Below are 22,058 nucleotides of genomic sequence, written 5' to 3' on the forward strand. Positions count from 1 at the left end.
CGGCCGGCAAGCAGTTGGTCCAGAAGTTCCTTCTCAATAGCCATGCGATGATTCTCTCCTTTCCATCATCATGGCCTCGCGCACAGAATTCCCGACAGTCCCCGGATGAGAAGCCGCAAGAGCTTTCCTACGCTCTCGCTGTGAGGCATTAATGATTCGACTGCCTCGCGAGAGGTAATTCCAACCCGTTGCGCGATTAGAAGGTGTGTCTCCAGTTCCTTGAGTGATCCCTGGGCGATCCTGAGAAACTGCTGGTAGGAAGCTCGGCTTTCTCGGCCGTAACCCTCGGCGATGTTGGCTGGCACAGACGTTGCTGCCCGACGCACCTGACCCGTCAGCCCGTAGAGCTCGTCCTTCGGCCAGGTCCTTGTGACTTGGGAGATTGCAACCGTTAGGTCCATGGCTTGCTGCCAGACGATCAGATCCCTGTACGATGCGATCTTGTCCGTCATCCTTGCCCTACTGCCCTACTGCCCTAACTGCCCTACTGCCATATTGCCCTACTCTCCTACTACACATTCAGCAGCAAATACTCCCGCTCCCATGGGCTGATCACTTCCATGAAGGTCTCGAATTCCGCCCGCTTGATCGCCGCATAAGTCGCTGCGAAGGATTTGCCGAGTAGGGCGCAGAGTTCCTCGTCGGCCTCGAACAGGTCGACGGCTTCGAGCAGGCCGCGCGGCAGGTCGATCTCATCCTCATTGGCGGTCGTCAGTACCGGCGGATCGGCCTTGATCTTATTGGTCATGCCGATCAGCCCGCAGGCGAGCGATGCGGCCAGCGCCAGATAGGGATTGGCGTCGGAGGAAGGAATGCGGTTTTCGACGCGCCGCGCTGCCGGGTCGGAGCGTGGCACGCGAAAGGCCGTGGTGCGGTTGTCGTAGCCCCATTTGTTGTTGACCGGCGCCGAGGCCGCCTGCGTCAGCCGCCGGTAGGAATTGACGTAGGGCGCAAACATCACCAGCGCGTTCGGCACATGTTTCTGCATGCCGCCGATGAAGTGGAAGAAGGCCTCGGTCTCCGAGCCGTCCTCCGCGGAAAAGACGTTCTTGCCGGTCTTCTTGTCGATGATCGACTGATGGATATGCATGGCCGAACCGGGCTGCCCCTGGATCGGCTTGGCCATGAACGTGGCATAGATCTCGTGCTTCAGCGCCGCCTCGCGGATGGTTCGCTTGAACATGAACACCTGGTCGGCGAGCTCGATCGGATCGCCGTGACGCAGATTGATTTCGAGTTGGCCGGCGCCCTCTTCGTGGATCAGCGTGTCGATCTCCAGGCCCTGGCTTTCGGAGAAATGATAGATGTCGTCGATCAGTTCGTCGAATTCGTTGACCCCGGCGATCGAATAGCCGGCGCCGCCGCCGATCGGCCGTCCGGAGCGCCCGACTGGCGGGGTCAGCGGGTAGTCCGGATCGGGGTTCTTGCGCACCAGGTAGAACTCGATCTCGGGCGCCACCACAGGTCTCAGCCCGCGTCTGTCATAGGCGGCAAGCACGCGCTTCAGAACGTTGCGCGGTGTGAACTCGACCGAGCGGCCGTCCTGGTGGACGAGGTCGCAGATGACCGCCGCCGTCGGGTCCTCCTCCCACGGCACCACCGTCAGCGTCGAGAGGTCAGGCATCAGCTTGAGGTCGCCATCGTCCTCCGGATAGTGGAAGCCGTTGCCGTCCTCCGGATAACCACCCGAGATCGTCGTCATGAACACCGCCGAAGGCAGGGCAAGCGAGGTGTTGGAGGTGAACTTCTTCGACGGCATCATTTTGCCGCGCGCAACCCCGGCCTGGTCGGGCGTGATGCATTCGATGTCTTCGATGCCGCGCCATTCCAGCCAGGCGCTGACTTCCTTCCAGTTCTTGACGCCACGTTGGTTTTTCACGAAGGCAGGCGTGCGGGCGCGTCCTCCGCGGCTCGACGGACGGACTTCCTTTTTTGCAGGCGGCATCAATCACCAGATTTGTTGCAGATTGTGGAGTATAGCCGTTGCCGGCGACCAAAGGGAAGGGGAGCCGGCTAGCGTGCGCCTCGATTACCGGGGGAACACAACGACTTCCGGATAAAAACATCCTGGTCTAGGGTCGGCGTCCCGCAACGCCGCAATTGAAGACGCCGAATGCAACACAGCCGCAAACTGACGACGATCGGCTTCGACGCCGACGACACGCTGTGGCAGAACGAACAGTTCTTCCGCATGACCGAGAAGCGCTTTGCCGCGCTGCTCGCCGACCACGCCGAGGAGGACTGGATTTCGGCAAGATTGCTGGAGGTCGAGAAGCGCAACCTCGCGGTCTACGGCTTCGGCATCAAGGGATTTACGCTGTCAATGATCGAGACGGCGATCGAGGTCACCGAAGGCCACGTGCCTGCCTCAACCATTGCCGAAATTCTCGCCGCGGGCCGCGAGATGCTCAGCCATCCGATCGAGCCGCTTCCCTATGCGCGCGAGACCGTGGAAAAGCTGGCCGGCGCCTACCGCCTGGTGCTGATCACCAAGGGCGACCTCTTCGACCAGGAACGCAAGCTCGCGCAATCCGGACTGGGCGAGCTGTTCCATGCGGTCGAAATCGTCAGCGACAAGAGCGCTGCCACCTATAGCCGGATCTTCAGCCGCTACGGCGATGGCCCGGAAAAGGGCATGATGGTCGGCAACTCGCTCAAATCGGACGTCGTGCCGGCAATCGAAGCCGGCAGTTGGGGCATCCACGTGCCGCATGAACTGACCTGGGTGCTGGAGCATGTCGAGCCGCCGGTCTCAGCACCGCGCTTTCGCCAGATAGCCAATCTCGGTGAACTGCCGGGCCTGATCGAGCGTATCGGCGAGATTGATTGATCAGGTCTGCAGTCGACGCGTCGCGATAGAGGTCAGTTGCGGCCGAGCCCGACCAGCCGGTCGATCACCGGCTGCAGCCGTTCGGTGGTGATCGGCTTGACGACCACCGCATCGATGACGCTCGACAGGCCCAGGGTCTCCGGAGTGCCGGTCTTGACTGAGAGCAGGATCACCAACGGAAGCGATTTGCCTGACGCCCTTCGCAGCGCATCGATGCCCGACAGCAAGGCGTCGCAGTCACCGTTCTCCGCTCCGCCGTCGAGAACGACAGTGCCGGGAATCAGCGCGTGCAAGGCCTTTGCCGCGGTTTCGGGAGTTTCCGAGATCGGTTTGAGGCCGGACCGCTCAACGATCTTTGAAACCACGACCCGGTTGATCGGTGATTTTCCGACCACCAGCACCCGCGAGAAATCTGGGAGCATCCGCGTCTCCACGCCCCGGCTAACGAACGCCGCCTGCTTTGCAGTCTCGATTTCGCGATTCGCTGGGCACATGGCGGGGCAGGCCGTTGTTCAGTGTTTCAATGCAGGGTTGAAACTTGAGAGGTAATTGGCGTGAGATCGCTGCTCATGTCAAGCTGAAATGGCATATCAGGAGAATATCGCAAGAAACATTAAAATTAAAATTAAGTGCTTTTCTTTGCCGCCGCTCGAAAGGAGAAGTCGTCATTACAACTGGGCAGGCTTCAGCGAAGTTTGGCTGTGCAGCGCGAACGCATCAACTCGCAGCCGTAGCCGGATTGAAGCAGGTTGGATGAAGGCGAGGCAAGTCTGTCGCGAGCTTGTCGCATCGCCTCGCTGGACTATCCTTCCTCGTTGGCTAAGCACGTCTCTTTGAGCGACGGGAGATGACAATGGAACTCGTGACTCATAAGAAATTTAAAAACGGCCGGTTGATGCCATGGGGAAAGGGTACGGTCGTTACCGGCGCAAAGGGGTTTGTCTACCTTTCCGGAAATACCGCGACGGCCGAGGACTACGATCCGATCGGCAAAAGCGGCGGCGGCGCCATTGGCGACGCGGCAGCACAGTGGCGCGCAGTTCTCACCAACATCAAATCAGATCTGGAGGAGCTTGGCAGCGCGCTCGAGCATCTCATCCGGCTGACCTTCTTTGTTAAGGGGCCATTTCCCGATGGCGGCGTTCTGAGCTCCCCCAATTTCCGCTTGGACGTCTTGGACGAATTCTTTGCGGTGCACTGCCCGAAGCACTGCAGCTACAACAACCCGCCGCCCTCGGAAGTTATTGGAGTTGCAGCGCTTGCTCAGTCTGATCTTGTCATTGAAATCGTTGCATTAGCAGCTCTGCCGGACTAGGCAGAGCCGCAGCCTGCGAGGTGCGATAGCATGCGTTCAAAAAGGCGCGGTGCGGTAGAATTCATTAGTCGTGGCTCCGCTGTGTGACGATGACCGGGATCAGCAGATCGCCCCAGTTGCCATCGCCGCCATGGTGACGTGCCGAGCGCACCAGTTCGACCGAGACGCCGGCCTCGACCGCCTTCATCACCGACTGATTGAGCCTGTGCAGATCGTTCGCCAACATGCGAATGGTCGCCTGCTGGTCGACATTCATGCTGGTGGCTTGCTCTTCGGCCCGTTCCTTGACGCGGCTTATCGATGCCATTGGTCTTCTCCTTGTGTTGTCATGCCCGTTTGGGCGTTCCCTCTGTTTGTCTGCTATTCGCTATTCCGCTGCCGGCCTGAATTGGGCGTGCTCGGTCGATCCATGCATGGCCGTGGTCGAAGACTGGCCACCGGTGATCGCCATCGAGACAGCGTCGAAATAGCCGGTGCCGACCTCGCGTTGGTGCTTGGTGGCGGTGTAGCCATTGGCTTCCGCGGCGAATTCCGCCTGCTGCAGTTCCGAATAGGCCGCCATCTGCCGCTCCTTGTAGCCGCGGGCGAGCTCGAACATGCCGAAGTTGAGCTGGTGGAAACCGGCCAGCGTAATGAACTGGAACTTGTAACCCATGGCGCCGAGTTCCTTCTGGAACTTCGCAATCGTCGCGTCGTCGAGATTCTTCTTCCAGTTGAAAGACGGCGAGCAATTATAGGCAAGCAGCTTGCCGGGATGGTGCTTGCGCACACCCTCGGCAAACGTCCTGGCCTGCGCCAGATCGGGCTTGGAAGTCTCGCACCAGATCAGGTCCGCATAGGGCGCGTAGGCGACGGCGCGGGCGATGCAGGGCTCGATGCCATTGCTGACACGATAGAAGCCCTCCGCGGTGCGGCCGGCGCCATAATCGACGAAGGGCTGGTCGCGTTCGTCGATGTCGGAGGTCAAGAGCTTTGCCGCTTCCGCATCGGTGCGGGCCACGACCAGCGTCGGCGTGCCCATGACGTCGGCGGCAAGCCGCGCCGCGTTGAGGTTGCGGATGTGTGCAGCGGTCGGGATCAGCACCTTGCCGCCGAGATGGCCGCATTTCTTCTCCGAGGCCAGCTGGTCCTCGTAATGGACGCCGGCCGCACCCGCCTCGATGAACGCCTTCATGATCTCGAAGGCGTTGAGCGGCCCGCCGAAGCCGGCTTCGGCATCGGCGACGATCGGCGCGAACCAGGTGTCGACCGACAGCCCCTTGCCTTCGGAAGTCTCGATCTGGTCGGCGCGCTGCAAGGTGCGGTTTATGCGCTTGACCAGTTCGGGCGCCGCATTTGCGGGATAAAGCGACTGGTCCGGGTACATGGCGGAAGCGGTGTTGGCATCGGCGGCGACCTGCCATCCCGACAGATAGATCGCTTTCAGCCCGGCCCGCACCTGCTGCATTGCCTGGTTGCCCGACATGGCACCGAGCGCGTTGACGAAATCCTCTTCATGGATGAGCTGCCACAGCCGGTTTGCCCCCATTTCGGCGAGGCTCTGCCGAATCTGCACCGAGCCGCGCAGCCGTCTCACGTCCTCTGGCGAATACGGCCGTTCGATGCCATCGAAGCGCCCTTGCGGCGCCGACGGGACAAGGTTGTAAAAATCGGTCATTGGTCACTCCAGGCTGGCTTTAATGCCGGTTTCGGAAACGCCGTACAGAAGGAATATGTGCGCCGTGTGCGTGACATCATTTACATGTCGGCACTAGGCAAGCGAGACAAACTCCGAAATTGGCCATGAAATAAGAGAAAACCTGTGTTGTGTTTGACTGATGAGAGCTGTAAATTTGTCATGATTGTAAACGCCGCCATGCCATCAGCGGATGTAAATTTTTGTCAAGGACAGTCGATTGGCCGACCATAAAATCTTTGCCGGGCCGCGCATTCGTCGCATCCGCAACGCCAAGGGCCTGACCCAGACGGCGATGGCCGAAGGGCTCGGCATCTCGCCGTCCTATCTCAATCTCATCGAGCGCAACCAACGGCCGTTGACGGTGCAACTGATCCTGAGACTGGCGTCCGTCTACAAGGTCGACCCACATGAATTGCAGGGCGAGGCGAGGGGTTCGGTCGCCGATTTGAAGGAAGTGTTTTCAGATCCGTTGCTGGCCGGCGAACTGCCAGGCGACCAGGAACTCATCGAGCTTGCCGAGGCGGCGCCCAACGCTTCCGCCGCTGTGATAAAGCTGTTTCGCGCCTATCGCGAGCAGGCCGCGCGGCTATCCGATCTCAACGAGCTGCTCGCGCGTGAGGGCAAAGCCACCGCACTCTCCGGCGCCCGGCTGCCGATCGACGAGGTGCATGAGATTTTCGAACGCCGGCCGAACCATTTTACCGCGCTCGAAGAGGAAGCCGAGGCATTCACGTCGGTGCTCGATCCCGGCGACGATCTGTTCAGTGCGTTGAAGGCTTGGCTGCGGCGTGAATTCGGCGTCGTCGTCAAGGTACTGCCGGTCGCCACCATGCCCAACTGGCGCCGTCGCTATGACCGTCACTCGCAGCGCCTGTTCCTGTCCGAGCGCCTGTCGCCATTCGATCAGTTGCGCGAGGTGGCGATGGAGGCCTGCCTGATCCGCATGAGCGTTGCTGTCGCTGCCGAAATCCAGGCGCTGAAGCTGACCACGGACGAAGCCCGCCGGCTCGCCCGTTTCGAACTCGGCCGCTATGCCGCGCACGCGCTGATGATGCCCTATCAGCCTTTTCACGCCGCTGCGGTCCGCGCCCGCTATGACATCGACATGTTGCGGTCGCGCTTCGGCGTTTCCTTCGAGCAAGCGGCGAACCGGCTGACCACGCTGCAGCGGCCGGGTGCGTCGGGCGTGCCATTCTTCATGCTCGAGGTCGACAGTGCCGGCAATCGCTTCCGCAAGGCGGGCAGCCACGGCTTTCCGCAAAGCCGCTTCGGCGGCGGCTGTCCGAAGCTGCCGGTCCATACCACCTTCGGCCAACCCGGCCAGATCCTGGTCGAGGCCGTGGAAATGCCAGATGGTGCGGCGTTCCTCTGCATCGCCCGCACGCTCGAAGGCCCGCAGGGCTCGTTTGCCGAGCGACCGCGCCGCACCGCGCTGCTGCTCGGCTGCGACATCGGTTTTCGCGATGAGATCGTCTATGGAGCAGCGTTGCCGGGGCCGGCCGCCATCGGCAAGGCCGGACAGAACGCCACTGTGTCCGCGACGCCGGTCGGCCCTGCCTGCCGGCTGTGTGAACGCATCGGCTGCCTCGCCCGCGCCGAGCCACCGCTGACACGCCCGCTCGGCCTCGACGAGATGGTGACGGGACTGTCGGCGTTCGATTTTCAGTGACGGCAAACAGAGTTGCCGGGGATCGTGCCGCGGGCGCATTCTTCTATCGGCTACCGCTGCCTATCAGAACGTCCATTTCAATCGTCAGCGGCTCTCCAGGGCTCGGCGAAGCTAGCCCGCGCCAGACCTCCTCGCGCACGATGTGCTTCATATCCGGAGGAAGCTGGACATACTCCTGACCGCTCAATGTTGCGCCCTTGGCGATGCCGCTGAAATAGTCGTCGAAGGACGAGAACTTGATGGGCCGCGTTTCGAGCTGGACGTCAATCTTTCGAAACCCGGCGCGATAGAGCAAATCATGCAAGCATGTGGCGTCGGGGACGGAGAAGAAGCGATTTAGCTTTTCAGCTTTCTCAGGGGCATGGCGGGCGATTACCGCACCTATTCTGGCGAACAACGAACGCTCTGGCGTCGTTGTCACGCTAACTGCAGTCCAGCCGTTGGGGCGCAGAACCCGGCGAAATTCCGAAAGCGCTCCAAGCTGGTCCGAGAAGAACATGAGCCCAAGCTGACAGGTCACTGTGTCGAACCGACGGTCCTCATAAGGAAGCGCGTGAGCGTCGAACGTAGCGAGGGTGATTGGCTGGTCTTTCAAATTGCGTTTGGCGGATTCGAGCATGGCCGGCGAGATGTCGCCGCCAATCACGGCGCCGGAAGGGCCTACAATGATGGCAGCGGCTTGCGCTGCCGCTCCGGTGCCCGTTGCGACGTCGAGCACGCGATGGCCAGGCGCAATCCGTGCTGCCTTCAGCAAGGACGGGATAAACGAGTTCGTCGCACGGGCGAACAACTCGTCATAGCCAATCGCCGCCGTTTTGTAGAATGGCTCATCCATGGGGGCGCCCTATACATTTGCACCGTACGTCGAGCATGGGGCGTCTGTCGATGATCGGGCATCTCTGTGCACCTGTCGGTGCGCCAAATGGAACACGATGCTGGATCACTCCCCATCCCCGTCTTTGCGTTACGCGATTAAGGCACGTTTCTGTCGTCCGCTGTGCATCGTGCCGCCTCGAAATCGCCGACAGTCCGACTCATGACCGACATATCATCACCGCAGATCGCTGTTTCGCCTCCGCGAAATGAGGAGCGTATCGGTTTCCTGCTGGTGTTCCTGTCGGCCCTGATGTGGAGCCTCGGCGGTACCATTGCCCGTTTCATCGATGCCGGCGACAGCTGGACGGTGGTGTTCTGGCGCTCGGTCTGGGCCGCCGCCTTCCTGCTCTGCTTCATGGTCTGGCGCGACGGCTGGCGTGGCACGCTGAAGCTGTTTCGCGGCATGGGCCTGGCCGGCCTTGCGGTGGCGTTTTGTTTCGCCACGGCGTCGACCTCTTTCGTCGTGGCGCTTGCATATACCACCGTCGCCAACATCCTGTTGATGCAGGCCGGTGTGCCGCTTCTGGCGGCGTTGTTTGCCTGGGCGCTGTTTCGCGAGCGGGTGGCCGTGGCGACCTGGCTGGCGATCGCCGCCGTCATTGCTGGCGTCGCCATCATGGTCTCGGAATCGCTCGATGGCGCCGTATCGCCGATCGGCGACGGGCTGGCGCTGCTCATTGCCGTCATGTTCTCGATCGCCACCGTCATCACGCGCCGCTTTGCCCATGTGCGTATGACCCCGGCGACCTGCCTCGGCACGATGCTGGCGGCCGCCTTTGCGGCCTCCCAGGCGTCGGCACTCGGCGTTTCCAGCCACGATATGGGCTTCCTCTTTGCCTTCGGCGTGGTCAATCTGGGGCTCGGCCTCGCCTTCTTCGCCACCGGCGCCCGGCTTGTTCCGGCGGCCGTCGCGGCGCTGCTCGGCACGTTCGAGCCGATCCTAGGCCCGATCTGGGTCTGGCTCATTCATTCCGAGGTGCCGTCGGCGCGTACCATCGTCGGCGGTGCGGTTGTCGTCACGGCACTCCTCGTCCATATCGGGCTCGAATTCAAGCGCCAGACGCGGCCGCAACGGGCGGGCGTCACCGGTGTGCCTTCGCCTAATTGATGCAGCGCGCGCGCCAAAGCGAGATGGACCATTGACAATGTCGCAGCCGCGCGGGCAGGCTGCGATCACGGCAACAACAAGACAGGCGTATCTTGCCAAGTCTCCATGCCGGCTGCATCGAGGCCGGACAACATCGTCGTCTCCCTGCGCGCGCCGTAGCGAAAGCTTCTGACGGCGCCGCAACACCACCAACGCCACGCCAAGTCTTCACTGTCGCCTCGTCGCCGAACCATAATGGCGCCGGCAATTCGCGCTTGTCGCCTGCCTGCAAGCTCAATACCCTGAAGCAAATGCCCAGCCGGGCGCACGCCGCGACGAGCTGGCGACGGAACACTCATCAAAGGAGAATAGCATGACCCGCAAAGCGCTCTGGCTTTCGGCGACTTCGGCGTTTCTGGCAGTTTTCACCTTGGGCGCGCATGCCGAGGACCGTGTCGTCAACGTCTTCAACTGGTCGGACTATATCGACAGTTCGATCATCGACGACTTCACCAAGGAAACCGGCATCAAGGTCGTCTACGACACCTATGATTCCAACGAAATTCTCGAAACCAAGCTGCTTGCCGGTGGTAGCGGCTACGATGTCGTGGTGCCGACGGCAAGCCCGTTCCTGGCCCGTCAAATCCAGGCCGGGGTATATCAGAAGCTGGACAAGTCGAAGCTGCCCAACCTTTCCAATATGTGGAACGTGGTGATGGAGCGAGTTGCGAAGTTCGACCCCGGCAACGAATACTCGGTTAACTACATGTGGGGGACCACAGGCATTGGCTACAACACCGAGAAAGTGAAGGAAGCCCTCGGCGTCGACAAGATCGACAGCTGGGATGCGGTCCTGAAGCCGGAGAATATCGCCAAGCTCGCCAATTGTGGCGTGTACTTCCTGGATTCGCCTACAGACATTTTTCCGACTGTGCTGAACTATCTTGGCCTCAAGCCTGACTCGACCTCTCCTGACGACCTTGCCAAGGCCACAGACCTCATGCTGAGCATCCGGCCTTCTATCCGCAAATTCCATTCGTCGGAATACATCAACGCGCTCGCCAATGGCGACATCTGCGTGGCTGTCGGATTTTCGGGGGATCTCTTCCAGGCCCGCGACCGTGCGGCGGAAGCGAAAAAGGGGGTCGACATCGCCTACACGATTCCAAAGGAAGGTGCGGAAATGTGGTTCGACGAAATGGCGATCCCGGCCGATGCACCGCATGTCGCCGAGGCACACGAATTTCTGAACTACATGATGAGACCAGAAGTTATTGCCAAATCCACCAACTTTGTCTTCTACGCCAATGGCAACAAGGCCTCTCAGCCGCTCGTCAGCAAGGAGATCCTTGATGACCCGGGCATTTATCCGGATGACTCGACGCTGGCCAAGCTGTTCACTGTCGGTCCATATGACCCCAAGACGCAACGTCTCGTCACCAGATCGTGGACCAAGGTCATCACGGGACAATAGTGATCTGACGCGACCCCGGTGGCTGACTGCCGGGGTCGTTTTTCAGGGGCAGAATCAGGCACGGAGTGGGACATGAAATCGCTTGGCAGCATCCGCAGGGATTTCGCGCCATGGAACGATCCGAATGCCAAGCCATACATCCAGTTCGACAACGTCACCAAGAAGTTCGGCGACTTCACTGCCGTCAACAATCTGTCGCTGACCATCTTCGAACGCGAATTCTTTGCCCTGCTCGGGGCCTCGGGCTGCGGGAAATCGACGCTGCTCAGGATGCTTGCCGGCTTCGAGGAACCGACCGCCGGCCGTATCCTGCTCGATGGCCAGGATCTGCGCGGCATCCCGCCATATCGGCGGCCGGTCAATATGATGTTCCAGTCCTACGCCTTGTTTCCGCACATGACGGTCGAGAACAACATCGCGTTCGGCCTCAAGCAGGAAGGCATGGCCAAGGCCGATATCGACAAGCGCGTCGCCGAGATGCTGAAGCTGGTCAAACTCGAGCAGTTCGCCAAACGCAAGCCGCACCAATTGTCGGGCGGCCAGCGCCAGCGTGTCGCACTGGCCCGCTCTGTGGCCAAGCGGCCGAAAGTCCTGCTGCTCGATGAGCCGCTTGGCGCGCTGGACAAGAAGCTGCGCGAGGAAACCCAGTTCGAGCTGATGGATCTGCAGCAGAGCCTTGGCCTCACCTTCGTCGTCGTCACCCATGACCAGGAAGAGGCGATGACGATGGCCGACCGCATCGCCATCATCGACAAGGGCGAGGTGATGCAGGTGGCGACGCCGGCCGAGGTCTACGAGGCGCCGGGTTCCCGCTTCGTCGCCGGCTTCGTCGGCAATGTGAATATGTTCGACGGCAAGATCGCGGCTGGCGAGGCCGGCAGCGCAAGCGTCGACGCCGGCAACGGCATCACCATCCGCACCGAAAATGCCGGCCGTGCCGCCGCCGGAACGTCCGTTACCTTTGCTATCAGGCCGGAGAAGATCAAGGTTTCCTCCACGAAACCGGCTGGTGCCGTCAATGCCATCGAGGGCGAGGTCTACGACATCGCCTATCTCGGTGACATGACCATCTATCACGTCAGGCTGGATGACGGTCAGGTGGTGCGGGCAAGTACCATGAACGCGGCACGCATCACCGAGGATCCGCTGACCTGGAACGACCGCGCCTGGGTTTCCTTCCGACCCGACGCCGGCGTCGTGCTGACACGGTAGGGACTGATCATGTCCGCTGTCACCGCCGCAACAAGCTCCTCGGCAAGCGCTGCCGGCAAATCCGCCTTGGCCAGGCTGGGAGCGGCTTTGGTTAGCCGTCTCGTCATCATCATCCCCTACCTCTGGCTGCTGTTCTTCTTTCTCGTCCCCTTCATCATCGTCTTTAAGATTTCGCTGTCGCAGACCGCGATAGCCATGCCGCCCTACACGCCGGTGCTCGATTTCCGCGACGGCGTTTCCGGGGTTGTCGCGTGGTTTGGCGCGCTCAATTTTGACAACTACATCTGGCTGACGCAGGACGCGCTCTACTTCAACGCCTATGTGACGAGCGTCATCGTCGCCGCCATCTCGACGGTCCTGACGTTGGTGATCGGTTATCCCATCGCCTATGGCATGGCACGCGCTCCGGCGACGATCCGCCCGACCTTGCTGATGCTGGTGATCCTGCCGTTCTGGACCTCGTTCCTGATCCGTGTCTACGCCTGGATCGGCATTCTCAAGCCCGAGGGCCTGCTCAACGAGCTGCTGCTCGCCACCGGCATCATCAGCCATCGGCTGATCATCCTCAACACCTACACGGCGATCTTCATTGGCATCGTCTACTCCTATCTGCCGTTCATGGTCCTGCCGCTCTATTCGGCATTGGAGAAGATGGACAATTCGCTGATCGAGGCCGCCAAGGATCTCGGCTGCCCGCCGACCAGCGCCTTCTGGAAGATCACGTTCCCGCTGTCGCTGCCCGGCGTCATCGCCGGCTGCCTGTTGGTGTTCATTCCCGCCGTCGGCGAGTTCGTCATCCCCGATCTGCTCGGCGGCTCACAGACACTGATGATCGGCAGGACGCTGTGGAGCGAATTCTTCGGCAACCGCGACTGGCCGGTGTCGTCTGCCGTTGCCGTCATCTTGCTGCTGCTGCTGATCGTGCCGATCATGCTCTTCCAGCGAGCCCAGGCGCGTGCCCGGGAGCAGGACCTATGAACGCTACCTGGAGCCGCTTCAACATCGTTTCGATCGTGCTCGGCTTTGCCTTTCTCTACCTGCCGATCGTCCTGCTCGTCGTGTTCTCTTTCAACGAGTCGAAGCTGGTCACCGTCTGGGGCGGCTTCTCGACGAAATGGTACGTGTCGCTGTTCCACAATCAGGGTCTGATGGACGCCACCTGGGTGACGGCGCGCGTCGGCGTCATCTCGGCCACCGTGGCGACCGTGCTCGGCACTCTGGCCGCGCTCACCCTGACGCGCTACACGCGCTTTCGCGGCCGGCTGCTGTTTTCCGGCATGGTATTTGCGCCGCTGGTCATGCCGGAAGTCATCACCGGCCTGTCGCTATTGCTGCTCTTCGTCGCTGTCGGCTTCGACCGCGGCTTTCTCACGGTGACGCTTGCCCACACCACGCTGACCATGTGCTTCGTCGCTGTGGTGGTCCAATCGCGCCTGATCACGTTCGATCGTTCGCTGGAAGAAGCCGCGATGGATCTCGGTGCGCCGCCGGTAAGGACCTTCTTCCAGATCACGCTGCCGGTCATCATGCCGGCGATCGTCTCTGGCTGGATGCTGGCCTTCACGCTCTCGCTCGACGACCTGGTTATTGCCAGCTTCACCTCGGGGCCCGGCGCCACGACGCTGCCGATGAAGATCTACAGCCAGGTCCGCCTTGGCGTGACGCCGGAAATCAACGCGGCGTGCACCATTCTGATCGCGGTCGTCGCAGTTGGCGTGATCATCGCTTCGCTCGCAAACAAACGCCGCGAGGTGCAGCGCCAGCGCGACGAGCAGGCGGCGCAGCGAGGTTGAGTTCCTGCTGCCTACTCGCCTGAAACACCGCGACTTATCGGCGAGATGAACGGCGTGCTCCAGGTGCCGCCGACGAAGAACGACGACTGCTTGGGCGCTTGGCCGTTCGTCTGCGTGGCAGCCTGGCTCGGCTGGACGATGCCGCCGGACAGCGCCAGCCCGCGTCCGGCATAGGATGCGATGCCGGAAAGCCAGATCTTGTATTGCGCGGAATTCACCTCGGCCTTGTCGATGCGCGCCACGCCGTTCGAAACGCTCGCCTTGAGCTCGGCCCCGTCGATCGGCAGCGTTCCGTCCGAGACGTCGTCAAGCGCGAAGAATCCACCCTGTTCGGTGTGCTTGAGGAACGCCGGCAGGTTAAGCCGGCTCAGCGCACCTGCGCCGAAGGTCGCGGACAGCGAGCCATTGGCGTTTTCGAAAATGGAGTCCCAGGTTCTGCCCGGCCCCTTGAGGATGACCGAAACGGTTCCGGTGCCGATCGGCACCAGCCGCGTCATCCCGGCCGCGGTGCCGAAAGCGCCGCCGTCGATGTCGGAAGCAAGCAGCCGGATCTCGACTTCCGTGCCGGCGGGCTTGCGGTCGAAACGGACGCTGCTTTGGACGTTGCCGCCAAAGGCGGATGCATCGGAGATGTCGAAGACGGCGAGGCCGTTCTTGACCTGGGCGGTGGCGGCGACGTCGGCAAGCTGGATTGCACCTGCCGTGGCATGCGCGGCGGACAGCCTGAGATCGAGATTGATCCGGTCGGCGAAGCTTGTGTCGATCTCGCCCGGACCGGCGGCGCCGGCGGATGGTACGGGGGTAAAGGCGGAGAGAAACGATCTGAGGTCGAGCGTATCGAAGGCAAGTGTCCCGGAGATCACCGGCAGTGCCTCGCCGTAGGTGAAGTCCAGCGCGCCCATTCCAGGGTTGTTGTCGAGGGTCAGGGCCGTATTTTCGAATTTGATGCGCCCGGCCGTCGCGGTGATCTTGCTTGAAACCGAGATCGAGCCGATTGCCGCACCGGGCGCGATGCCGGCCTGCGACCATTCGAGCACGCGTCGCAGCGAAGGTGCGGCAAATTTTGCCTGGCCGTCGAAATAGCCGTTCTCCGACATGCTGGCCAGCCCGTCGAAGGAAAAGCTGGCCGGCGCCGCCTTGAAGGAAAGCGTGACCGGTGCTGCGCCGCCGCCAAACAGCACAAGCGGGTTCGGCGATGCGGCGTCGACGGAAACGCTTTCGCCGCGCCATATCCCGGTTGCCGACAGCGTCGCATTGCTGTTCATCGCGGCCCAATTCGCCTGGCCGCTCAGGCTGCTCAATATCTCCTGGTCCTTGCCGCCGATGGCGGCGACCACGCGGCCGTCCCTGAACTCGACTGTGCCGAACGGATCTGCCGGCAGCTTGCCGAGATCCGGCTTGGCGGGATTTGTGTTGATCACCGCGCGGGCAGCATCGATCGAACGCGTAATGCGCCCGCCGCTCGGAATCGCAGGCAGGAAAAACCCGCTCGCGGTACGCTGAACCCTGATCGTCGGTCGCACCAGCCGCGCAGTCGAAAACACCACGTCGCCACGCAGCGCCGCCATAGCCGAGAGGTCGACCTCGACCCGCTCGGCCTCGATCACAGGCGGTGCATCCGTCTCTGTCCATTGCGACAGCGTCACGTCGCTCAGGATCGCCCGGAAATTCGGCCAGACCTCGATGCGCGGCGCGCCATCGATGGTGACCCTGAAACCGCTCCAGGCGCTCATTTCCCACGCGATGCGGTCACGCACGATACGGGTCGAGGCGATCAACGGCAAGGCTGCGACAACCAGCGCGATGACGATGACGGCTGCGCCGATCGCCCATATTCCGCGTCGGATCAAAGGTGATGGCATATCGCCCCGTATGCTTCCATTCCGACAAAATCGCCCGACGGGTGTAACCGACGGCTGACGCATTTCAAGTCTTTATGGCCCGGCGATGGCATTTGCGCACACCCTGACCGGCGCGGTCCAACAAAATCTTGCTCTGCTGCATCGCGATATGCATAAGCGATGCAGCCTGCGGAGGAACAATGATGGCTGACGACGCACCGCTCTGGATGCCGACGCAAGAGCAGATCGACGCAGCGCCGATGACCGCCTTTATGAACGCTGCGGCGAGCAGGGCCGGCAAGGCTTTCTCCTCCTATGCCGACCTGCATCGCTGGTCGATCGATGACCGCGAGATCTTCTGGAGCCTGGTCTGGGACTTTTGCGGCATCGTCGGCGACAAGGGCGAACGCGTGCTGGTCGATGGCGACAAGATGCCCGGCGCGACCTTCTTCCCTGACGCGAAGCTGAACTTCGCCGAGAATCTTCTGAAGAAAACCGGGCTTGGCGACGCAGTCGTCTTTCGCGGCGAGGACAAGGTCGAGCGGCGGCTGTCCTGGAACGAGCTGCATGCGCTGACCTCGCGCCTGCAACAGCTCTTCCTGTCGCTCAAGGTGAAGAAGGGCGACCGCATCGCCGCGATGATGCCGAACATGCCGGAGACCGTTGCGGCGATGCTGGCTGCCGCCTCGATCGGCGCCGTCTGGTCGTCCTGCTCCCCCGATTTCGGCGAGCAGGGTGTTCTCGACCGGTTCGGCCAGATCGAGCCTGTCGTCTTCATCGCGCCGGACGGCTACTGGTACAATGGCAAGGCGATCGAAGTCGCCGACAAGATCGCGGCTGTGGTGGCGAAGCTCGCCACCGTGCGCAAAGTCCTGATCGTCGATTATCTCGGCACGTCGACCGACGTCGCGGCAACCATCGGCAAGGCGGCTGCGCTGGAGGAGGCGCTGTCACCCTTTGCCGCCAGGCCTGTCAGTTACGAAAGGCTGCCGTTTTCGCATCCGCTCTACATCCTGTTTTCGTCAGGCACGACCGGCATCCCCAAATGCATCGTCCATTCAGCCGGCGGAACGCTGATCCAGCACGTCAAGGAAGAGCGGCTGCATGCCGGCCTGCTCGACGGCGATCGCTTCTTCTATTTCACCACCTGCGGCTGGATGATGTGGAACTGGCTGGTGTCGGGCCTGGCGTCGGGCGCCACCTTGCTGCTCTATGACGGCTCGCCTTTCTACCCGGACGGCAATGCGCTGTTCGACTTCGCCGATGCCGAGAAGATGACCTACTTCGGCACCTCGGCCAAATTCATCGATTCCGTGCGCAAGGCCGGCCTGAAGCCGATCCACACGCATGATCTTTCCAGTGTGCGCACCATCTCCTCGACCGGCTCGCCGCTGTCGCCGGAAGACTTCCGTTTCGTCTATGAAGGCATCAAGAAGGACGTGCATCTCGCCTCGATCTCCGGCGGCACCGATATCGTCTCCTGCTTCGTGCTCGGCGTGCCGATCGAACCGGTATGGCCCGGCGAGATCCAGGGACCCGGCCTCGGCCTTGCCGTCGACGTCTGGGACGATGATGGCCGTCCGCTTCGCCAGGAGAAGGGGGAGCTCGTCTGCACCAAGCCGTTTCCGGCAATGCCGATCGGCTTCTGGAACGACCCTGACGGCAAGAAATACGAGGCCGCCTATTTCGAGCGCTTCGACAATGTCTGGTGCCACGGCGATTTCGCCGAATGGACCGCCCATGGCGGGCTGATCATCCATGGCCGTTCCGACGCCACGCTCAATCCGGGCGGTGTCAGGATCGGCACGGCGGAAATCTACAATCAGGTCGAGCAGATGCCGGAAATCCTCGAAGCGCTATGCATCGGCCAGGATTTCGACAATGACGTGCGTGTCGTGCTGTTCGTGCGGCTGGCTGCCGGCGTCGAGCTCGATGCCGAGCTGGAAAAACGCATCCGTGCGAAAATCCGCACCGGGGCGAGCCCGCGCCATGTGCCGGCCAAGATCGTCGCCGTCAGCGATATTCCGCGCACCAAATCGGGCAAGATCACCGAGCTCGCGGTCCGCGACATGGTGCATGGCCGCGCCATCAAGAACAAGGAAGCGCTCGCCAATCCCGAAGCGCTCGAGCTGTTCCGCAATCTGCCGCAGCTTGCCGACTAAGCATGAAGCCCGGGCTGGAACCGGGTCATGGTTAACGAAATGTCTCCGCGGAATTTACCTAGATTTCATGAGTGGTACACATTGGTAAATTTTCCGGCGTGCCGGTAAGGATTTGTTAAGGCCCGGCATCGATAGTCGTGCGTAACTTGAGGGAGAAATCCCGTTCCTCTTAGCCCCCAGAGGATCTGATTCGCTCAAGCCCCCGTTGTGACAGCAATTCTATCATTCAAGGCGTCCCATTGGACGCCTTTTTTCTTTGCGCAGCCATAGACCTAACCGGCCAGCACGCGGGTCGAGGGGAAGGCGACTTCGACCAGGGTTCCCTCGCCGGGCGTCGAGTTGATGGTGAACCGGGCACGGTTCGCTTCGACCATCGCCTTCGTCAGCGGCAGCCCGAGACCGGTGCCGTCGCCGCGGCCGCGCTTCAGCGCGTTGATCTGCTTGAACGGCTTCAGCGCCTGCTCGATCTCGGACTGGCTCATGCCGATGCCGGTATCGCGCACGCGCATGACGACGTCGCCGGAGAGCTCATAGGCGGTCGACACGATCACCTGGCCGCCGGCCTGCGTGTAGCGGACGGCGTTCGACAAGATGTTGAGCGCGATCTGCCGCACGCTGCGCAGATCGGCCACCACTTCCGGCAGTCGCGAGGCGAAGCTGGAGCGGATGATGACGCGTTCCCGGTTGGCTTGCGGCTGCATCATCGCCACGGTCTCGGCCAGCGTGTCGTTGAGCGACACCGCCTCATAAGCCATCTCCTGCTGACCGGCCTCGATTTTCGAAATGTCGAGCAGGTCGTTGACCAGATCGAGCACGTGGTTGCCCGAACGGTTGATGTCGCGCAGATAGTCGCGATAGCGGTCATTGGCCACCGGCCCGAATTTCTCGTCCACCATCAGCTCGGAAAAGCCGATGATGGCGTTGAGCGGCGTGCGGATCTCGTGGCTGATGCGGGCCAGGAAATCCGTCTTCTGCGACGAGGCGCGTTCGGCGACCGCGCGCGCCTGGGTCAGGTCCTCTTCGGCGCGCTTCCACTGGGTAATGTCGCGCACCACCGCGCAGAAGCCGCTGTCGTTGGGCAGTCTGCCGATGGTCATGAACAGTGGGATGAAGCGCCCCTGCGCCTCGCGTCCGATCACCTCGCGGCCATCGTTCATCACGCTTGCAACGCCGGGCTCCGACAGCCCCTCGAGATAGTCACGCGCCGCGCGCTGGCTTTCGATCGCAAACAGCGAGATGAACGGTTTGCCGGTCACCTCGTCGCTGTCGAAGCCGAACAGCGCTTCCGCCGGACGGCTAATTGAACGGATCGTTCCGTTACGGCCGATCAGCACGACGCCGTCGGTGGCGGTATCGATGATGGTGCGCATTTCGGCGATGCGCGCCTTGAGCTCGGAAACATCCGGCCGCGTTTGATCGTCGGCGGCGCCATGTGGAATGGCTGCTGCTTCGTCGTCGCCGGAACGGCGTACGACCAGCATCAGCGCCTTGCCGCTCCCCCAGGGGACGGAGCGTAAAATCGCGTCGATCGGAAATTCCTGACCGTCGCGCGTCTTCAGCCGTAGAGCGCGGTCGCTACCGTCCGAACTGCCGTCGTCGGCATAAGGATCGGCAAACAGCGCGCCGAGCCCGCCGGCCTCGTCCAAGGCATTGAGCGTCGCATAGCCGGTCAGGCCGAGGAATTCGTCGTTCGCGTAGTGCAGCTGGTCGCCGGAATGGATAAGCACCGGCACTGGCAGCTTGCCGAGGATCGAGGTATCCGGCCCCTTGTTGTCCTCTCCGGCAAACGCCGACGGCACGAAGCCGTCGCGTTTGAGCGGTGGTGCCAGCGGCCGCCCGATGGGCGGCACCTGGCCGGCAACGTCGGCTGCGGCTGTGCTGTCCTCGGACCAATCCTCGCTGTCCTCGGCGTCACGGAAATCTTCGGCCGTCATGCTGTCGTCGTCGCCATCCTGCGGCGCTTCGGCGACGATCGTTCGACGGTTCGTGCTGGGCTCAACGCCTTCCTGCGCTTCATCGCTGGGTTCGCGGTCGGCATAGTCGAGCAGCGATCCGGAAACAGGGCGTGTGACGGGTTCGCCGGCTTGCGCCTCTGCTGCCGTCTCGTCGGGTTGCTCGCCGTCGAGCCGGGCAAGATCGTTCTGGTCCTCGGCATCGGCCTCGGGCGGTTCGGCCGCCTCGCTTTCCGGACTTGGCGCCGGCATTTCACCCTTGTCCGTCGGACCGGCTTTTTTCAGCTTTGGTTCGTCGGCCTTGCCGGCTGCCTCAACTTTGGTCGCGGTCTCCGCAGCCGGCTTTGGCTTCTCGGCGCTGGGCTGTTCGTCTACCGGCTTTTCGGCCGGGGTGCTGTCCTTCTTGAGACGCTCGCCAATCTCGCGAAACGCGCTGCGTTCCAGCGTCGACAGGCCCTTGTCGTTGGCCGGCTGCCGGTGCTCGGCCAGCCGGATCACCTTGTCGGCAAAGCGCCGCTCGGGCTTTGGCACGATGGTCAACGCCGGCACTTCGCCCCGGAACGGATCGGCGGCTTTCGGTGTCTCGGGGGCAGGTTCAACGGCTTCGGGCCCGACCGCGGCAGGCTTCTCCTCGGCGACAAGGGCCATGCCGGCCGCGTCGGGATCGATCACCGCATCGCTGCTGCGGGCGACGCCGAAACCGCGAAAACCTTCGAAAACGCGGCTGCGGCTGTAAACCGGGAGCGCCGCCAGATCGACGGGTATCTTCAGATCGGTGCCGGCGACCGGCCACAGCACGGAGCGGCCGGACCAGGTGTCGCGCCGTTCGAGCAGGCCGGCGATCTCGCCTGAAGGATCGAGGCCGTAGGCGGCTGAAACGTCCTCGAAGCGGCGGCCGATCACGTCGGCTGCGGGCTTGCCGACGAGTTCGGCAAATTCCGGCGACAGGGCACTGAACCGGCCCTCTGCGTCGGTACGCCAGACGAAACGCATGGGCGCGGCCGTACGATCAATCGCGGGGCCGCGGCCTTGGGCCCGGGAAGCGGCTTTGATCGCTTGTGTGGCGCTTTCCTGCGGGGCGTCCAGACCGGCCGGCGAAGCGGCGGGGCTGGCTGGTGTCTCGGCTTCGCCGAACACACCTGCCCCGGGCGGGACCTGCGTGTCGTCGCCCGCATTGAAGTACCAATGGTCATGCTGCGTCGGCGTTTCGCCAGCCGTGTGCTGATTGTCGGCCCCCGAAACCTGCTTGGCTGTGTCGGCAGGCTCGTGCTCCGCCGATGCGGAGCTGCCTTCGATCGCCGCAAGGTCGATCTCCGCCGCGCCGGTGGTGGTGATTGGCGGCTCGGCGATTGGCTGCTCGTTGTCCTGGTCCGTTGGTTGGGGAAGACCGCTCGGCGCCGCTGCTGCCTCGCTGCCGGGTTCCGCGCCGGCGCGCTCGCCAACAGGGGCCTCGCCGTCAAGCCGGTCCTCGTCGATCACCACCAGCAGGTGCCGCTCGTCCGTCAGACGGGCAAGGCCCGCCGGATAGGAGCTGGATCCGCCCGGAACCAGGCGCTTGACGATGCGGTCGCTCTCATTCGCCACGTCGGCGACCAGCGCGGCCAGCGTCTCAGGCTGGATGCCGAGCGACGAAAAGCCGTCCGACGCGGCGTCGATATTGCCCTTGGCGTCGACAAAGGCGATGTAGTGGCCGTCTTCGGTAAAGCCACTGATGGCGCGATCGGCGATCTCGGCCGCACTGCGCGAGCCGGTCTGCGCCGCCGGCAGCGCCAGCATGACTGCTTCCTCGCCATCGGGCATGGTCACCGCGCTAGCCAGGAAACCGACCGCGCGGCTGGTCAGCCCGGTCGCCAGCCGGACCGTGATGGCACGGTCGCGGCCGATCTGCGGAAAACCGCTGGTTGCCATGATCTGGCGCCTGGCGATCAGCGGCAATCCTGCCGAAGCGCCGATGATGGCTCCGATGTCCGGATAGCCGAATACCGCTGCGCCGGGACCGTTGGCCCATATCACCTGCTCGAGATCCGCCGACAGAATGGCGATCGCGTCGCCGGCGGCGAAGCGCAGGCGGACCGCGTCGAGCACGGCAACATCGAGGAAGGAGTAGTTTTCAGCCGGCATGCGCTTGGCGACCCTCACAGAGCGGGCAATTTGCGGTTAACGCTTTGT

At 62.4% G+C, this 22,058-nt stretch carries 17 protein-coding genes; 9 read left to right on the plus strand and 8 right to left on the minus strand.

The features are described 5' to 3' along the window. Positions 1-68: 68 nt before the first annotated feature. Positions 69-452, minus strand: coding sequence for a four helix bundle protein (locus tag NKH37_RS32045; protein ID WP_353006856.1), 384 nt, complete (start codon positions 450-452; stop codon positions 69-71). 59 nt (positions 453-511) lie between these two features. Further along, positions 512-1,945: a glutamine synthetase family protein gene (locus NKH37_RS32050; protein WP_023719406.1), complete on the minus strand. Its 1,434-nt coding sequence runs from the start codon at positions 1,943-1,945 to the stop codon at positions 512-514. 168 nt (positions 1,946-2,113) lie between these two features. Here NKH37_RS32050 and NKH37_RS32055 point away from each other — a divergent pair, with 168 nt between their 5' ends. Then, complete coding sequence (locus NKH37_RS32055) at positions 2,114-2,830, plus strand: HAD family hydrolase (protein ID WP_352493833.1); 717 nt, start codon at positions 2,114-2,116, stop codon at positions 2,828-2,830. A 32-nt stretch (positions 2,831-2,862) separates the two neighbouring features. On the opposite strand, the gene NKH37_RS32060 is transcribed toward NKH37_RS32055, so the two are convergent. Then, positions 2,863-3,252, minus strand: coding sequence for an ANTAR domain-containing protein (locus NKH37_RS32060; RefSeq protein ID WP_156948085.1), 390 nt, complete (start codon positions 3,250-3,252; stop codon positions 2,863-2,865). A 431-nt stretch (positions 3,253-3,683) separates the two neighbouring features. Between NKH37_RS32060 and NKH37_RS32065 the strand changes: the two genes are divergently transcribed. Next, on the plus strand, positions 3,684-4,145 hold the full coding sequence (locus NKH37_RS32065) for a RidA family protein (protein WP_023719403.1): 462 nt from the start codon (positions 3,684-3,686) through the stop codon (positions 4,143-4,145). Positions 4,146-4,209: 64 nt separating this feature from the next. Here NKH37_RS32065 and NKH37_RS32070 read toward each other — a convergent pair whose 3' ends face one another. Further along, positions 4,210-4,452, minus strand: a complete 243-nt coding sequence (locus tag NKH37_RS32070) for an SMc00767 family acetate metabolism repressor (protein WP_023719402.1) — start codon at positions 4,450-4,452, stop codon at positions 4,210-4,212. A 60-nt stretch (positions 4,453-4,512) separates the two neighbouring features. Next, positions 4,513-5,802, minus strand: coding sequence for an isocitrate lyase (gene aceA / locus NKH37_RS32075; protein WP_353006858.1), 1,290 nt, complete (start codon positions 5,800-5,802; stop codon positions 4,513-4,515). A gap of 238 nt (positions 5,803-6,040) precedes the next feature. Between aceA and NKH37_RS32080 the strand changes: the two genes are divergently transcribed. Then, a complete protein-coding gene (locus NKH37_RS32080; RefSeq protein WP_353006860.1) occupies positions 6,041-7,492 on the plus strand; it encodes a helix-turn-helix domain-containing protein in 1,452 nt (483 codons plus the stop codon). Positions 7,493-7,535: 43 nt separating this feature from the next. Here NKH37_RS32080 and NKH37_RS32085 read toward each other — a convergent pair whose 3' ends face one another. Continuing rightward, positions 7,536-8,327: a class I SAM-dependent methyltransferase gene (locus NKH37_RS32085; protein WP_352547848.1), complete on the minus strand. Its 792-nt coding sequence runs from the start codon at positions 8,325-8,327 to the stop codon at positions 7,536-7,538. A 201-nt stretch (positions 8,328-8,528) separates the two neighbouring features. Between NKH37_RS32085 and NKH37_RS32090 the strand changes: the two genes are divergently transcribed. The 5 genes from NKH37_RS32090 (at position 8,529) to NKH37_RS32110 (ending at position 13,934) form a co-directional block, all read left to right on the plus strand. Then, entirely contained in the window at positions 8,529-9,476 is a 948-nt protein-coding gene (locus tag NKH37_RS32090) for a DMT family transporter (RefSeq protein ID WP_352885458.1), read from the plus strand. A 352-nt stretch (positions 9,477-9,828) separates the two neighbouring features. Further along, positions 9,829-10,929: a polyamine ABC transporter substrate-binding protein gene (locus NKH37_RS32095; protein ID WP_353006862.1), complete on the plus strand. Its 1,101-nt coding sequence runs from the start codon at positions 9,829-9,831 to the stop codon at positions 10,927-10,929. A gap of 72 nt (positions 10,930-11,001) precedes the next feature. Then, positions 11,002-12,141 carry an ABC transporter ATP-binding protein gene (locus NKH37_RS32100; RefSeq protein ID WP_353006864.1) on the plus strand — a complete coding sequence of 380 codons (1,140 nt, stop codon included), beginning with the start codon at positions 11,002-11,004 and terminating at the stop codon, positions 12,139-12,141. A gap of 9 nt (positions 12,142-12,150) precedes the next feature. After that, positions 12,151-13,119, plus strand: coding sequence for an ABC transporter permease subunit (locus NKH37_RS32105; RefSeq protein ID WP_353006866.1), 969 nt, complete (start codon positions 12,151-12,153; stop codon positions 13,117-13,119). Then, positions 13,116-13,934, plus strand: a complete 819-nt coding sequence (locus tag NKH37_RS32110) for an ABC transporter permease (protein WP_352791192.1) — start codon at positions 13,116-13,118, stop codon at positions 13,932-13,934. Before NKH37_RS32105 ends, NKH37_RS32110 begins: the two co-directional genes overlap by 4 nt. Before the next feature lie 11 nt (positions 13,935-13,945). Here the strand turns inward: NKH37_RS32110 and NKH37_RS32115 are convergent, their stop codons facing one another. Then, entirely contained in the window at positions 13,946-15,796 is a 1,851-nt protein-coding gene (locus NKH37_RS32115; protein ID WP_352856301.1) for an AsmA family protein, read from the minus strand. A gap of 182 nt (positions 15,797-15,978) precedes the next feature. On the opposite strand from NKH37_RS32115, the gene NKH37_RS32120 reads away from it, so the two are divergent. Next, on the plus strand, positions 15,979-17,937 hold the full coding sequence (locus NKH37_RS32120; RefSeq protein WP_353006868.1) for an acetoacetate--CoA ligase: 1,959 nt from the start codon (positions 15,979-15,981) through the stop codon (positions 17,935-17,937). Positions 17,938-18,209: 272 nt separating this feature from the next. Here the strand turns inward: NKH37_RS32120 and NKH37_RS32125 are convergent, their stop codons facing one another. Continuing rightward, positions 18,210-22,010 (minus strand): PAS domain S-box protein, encoded by a 3,801-nt coding sequence (locus NKH37_RS32125; RefSeq protein ID WP_353006870.1) that lies wholly within the window; start codon positions 22,008-22,010, stop codon positions 18,210-18,212. Positions 22,011-22,058 lie beyond the last annotated feature (48 nt).

The organism is Mesorhizobium sp. M1217 (assembly GCF_040318275.1).
In the GTDB taxonomy this organism is placed as follows: Bacteria; Pseudomonadota; Alphaproteobacteria; order Rhizobiales; family Rhizobiaceae; genus Mesorhizobium.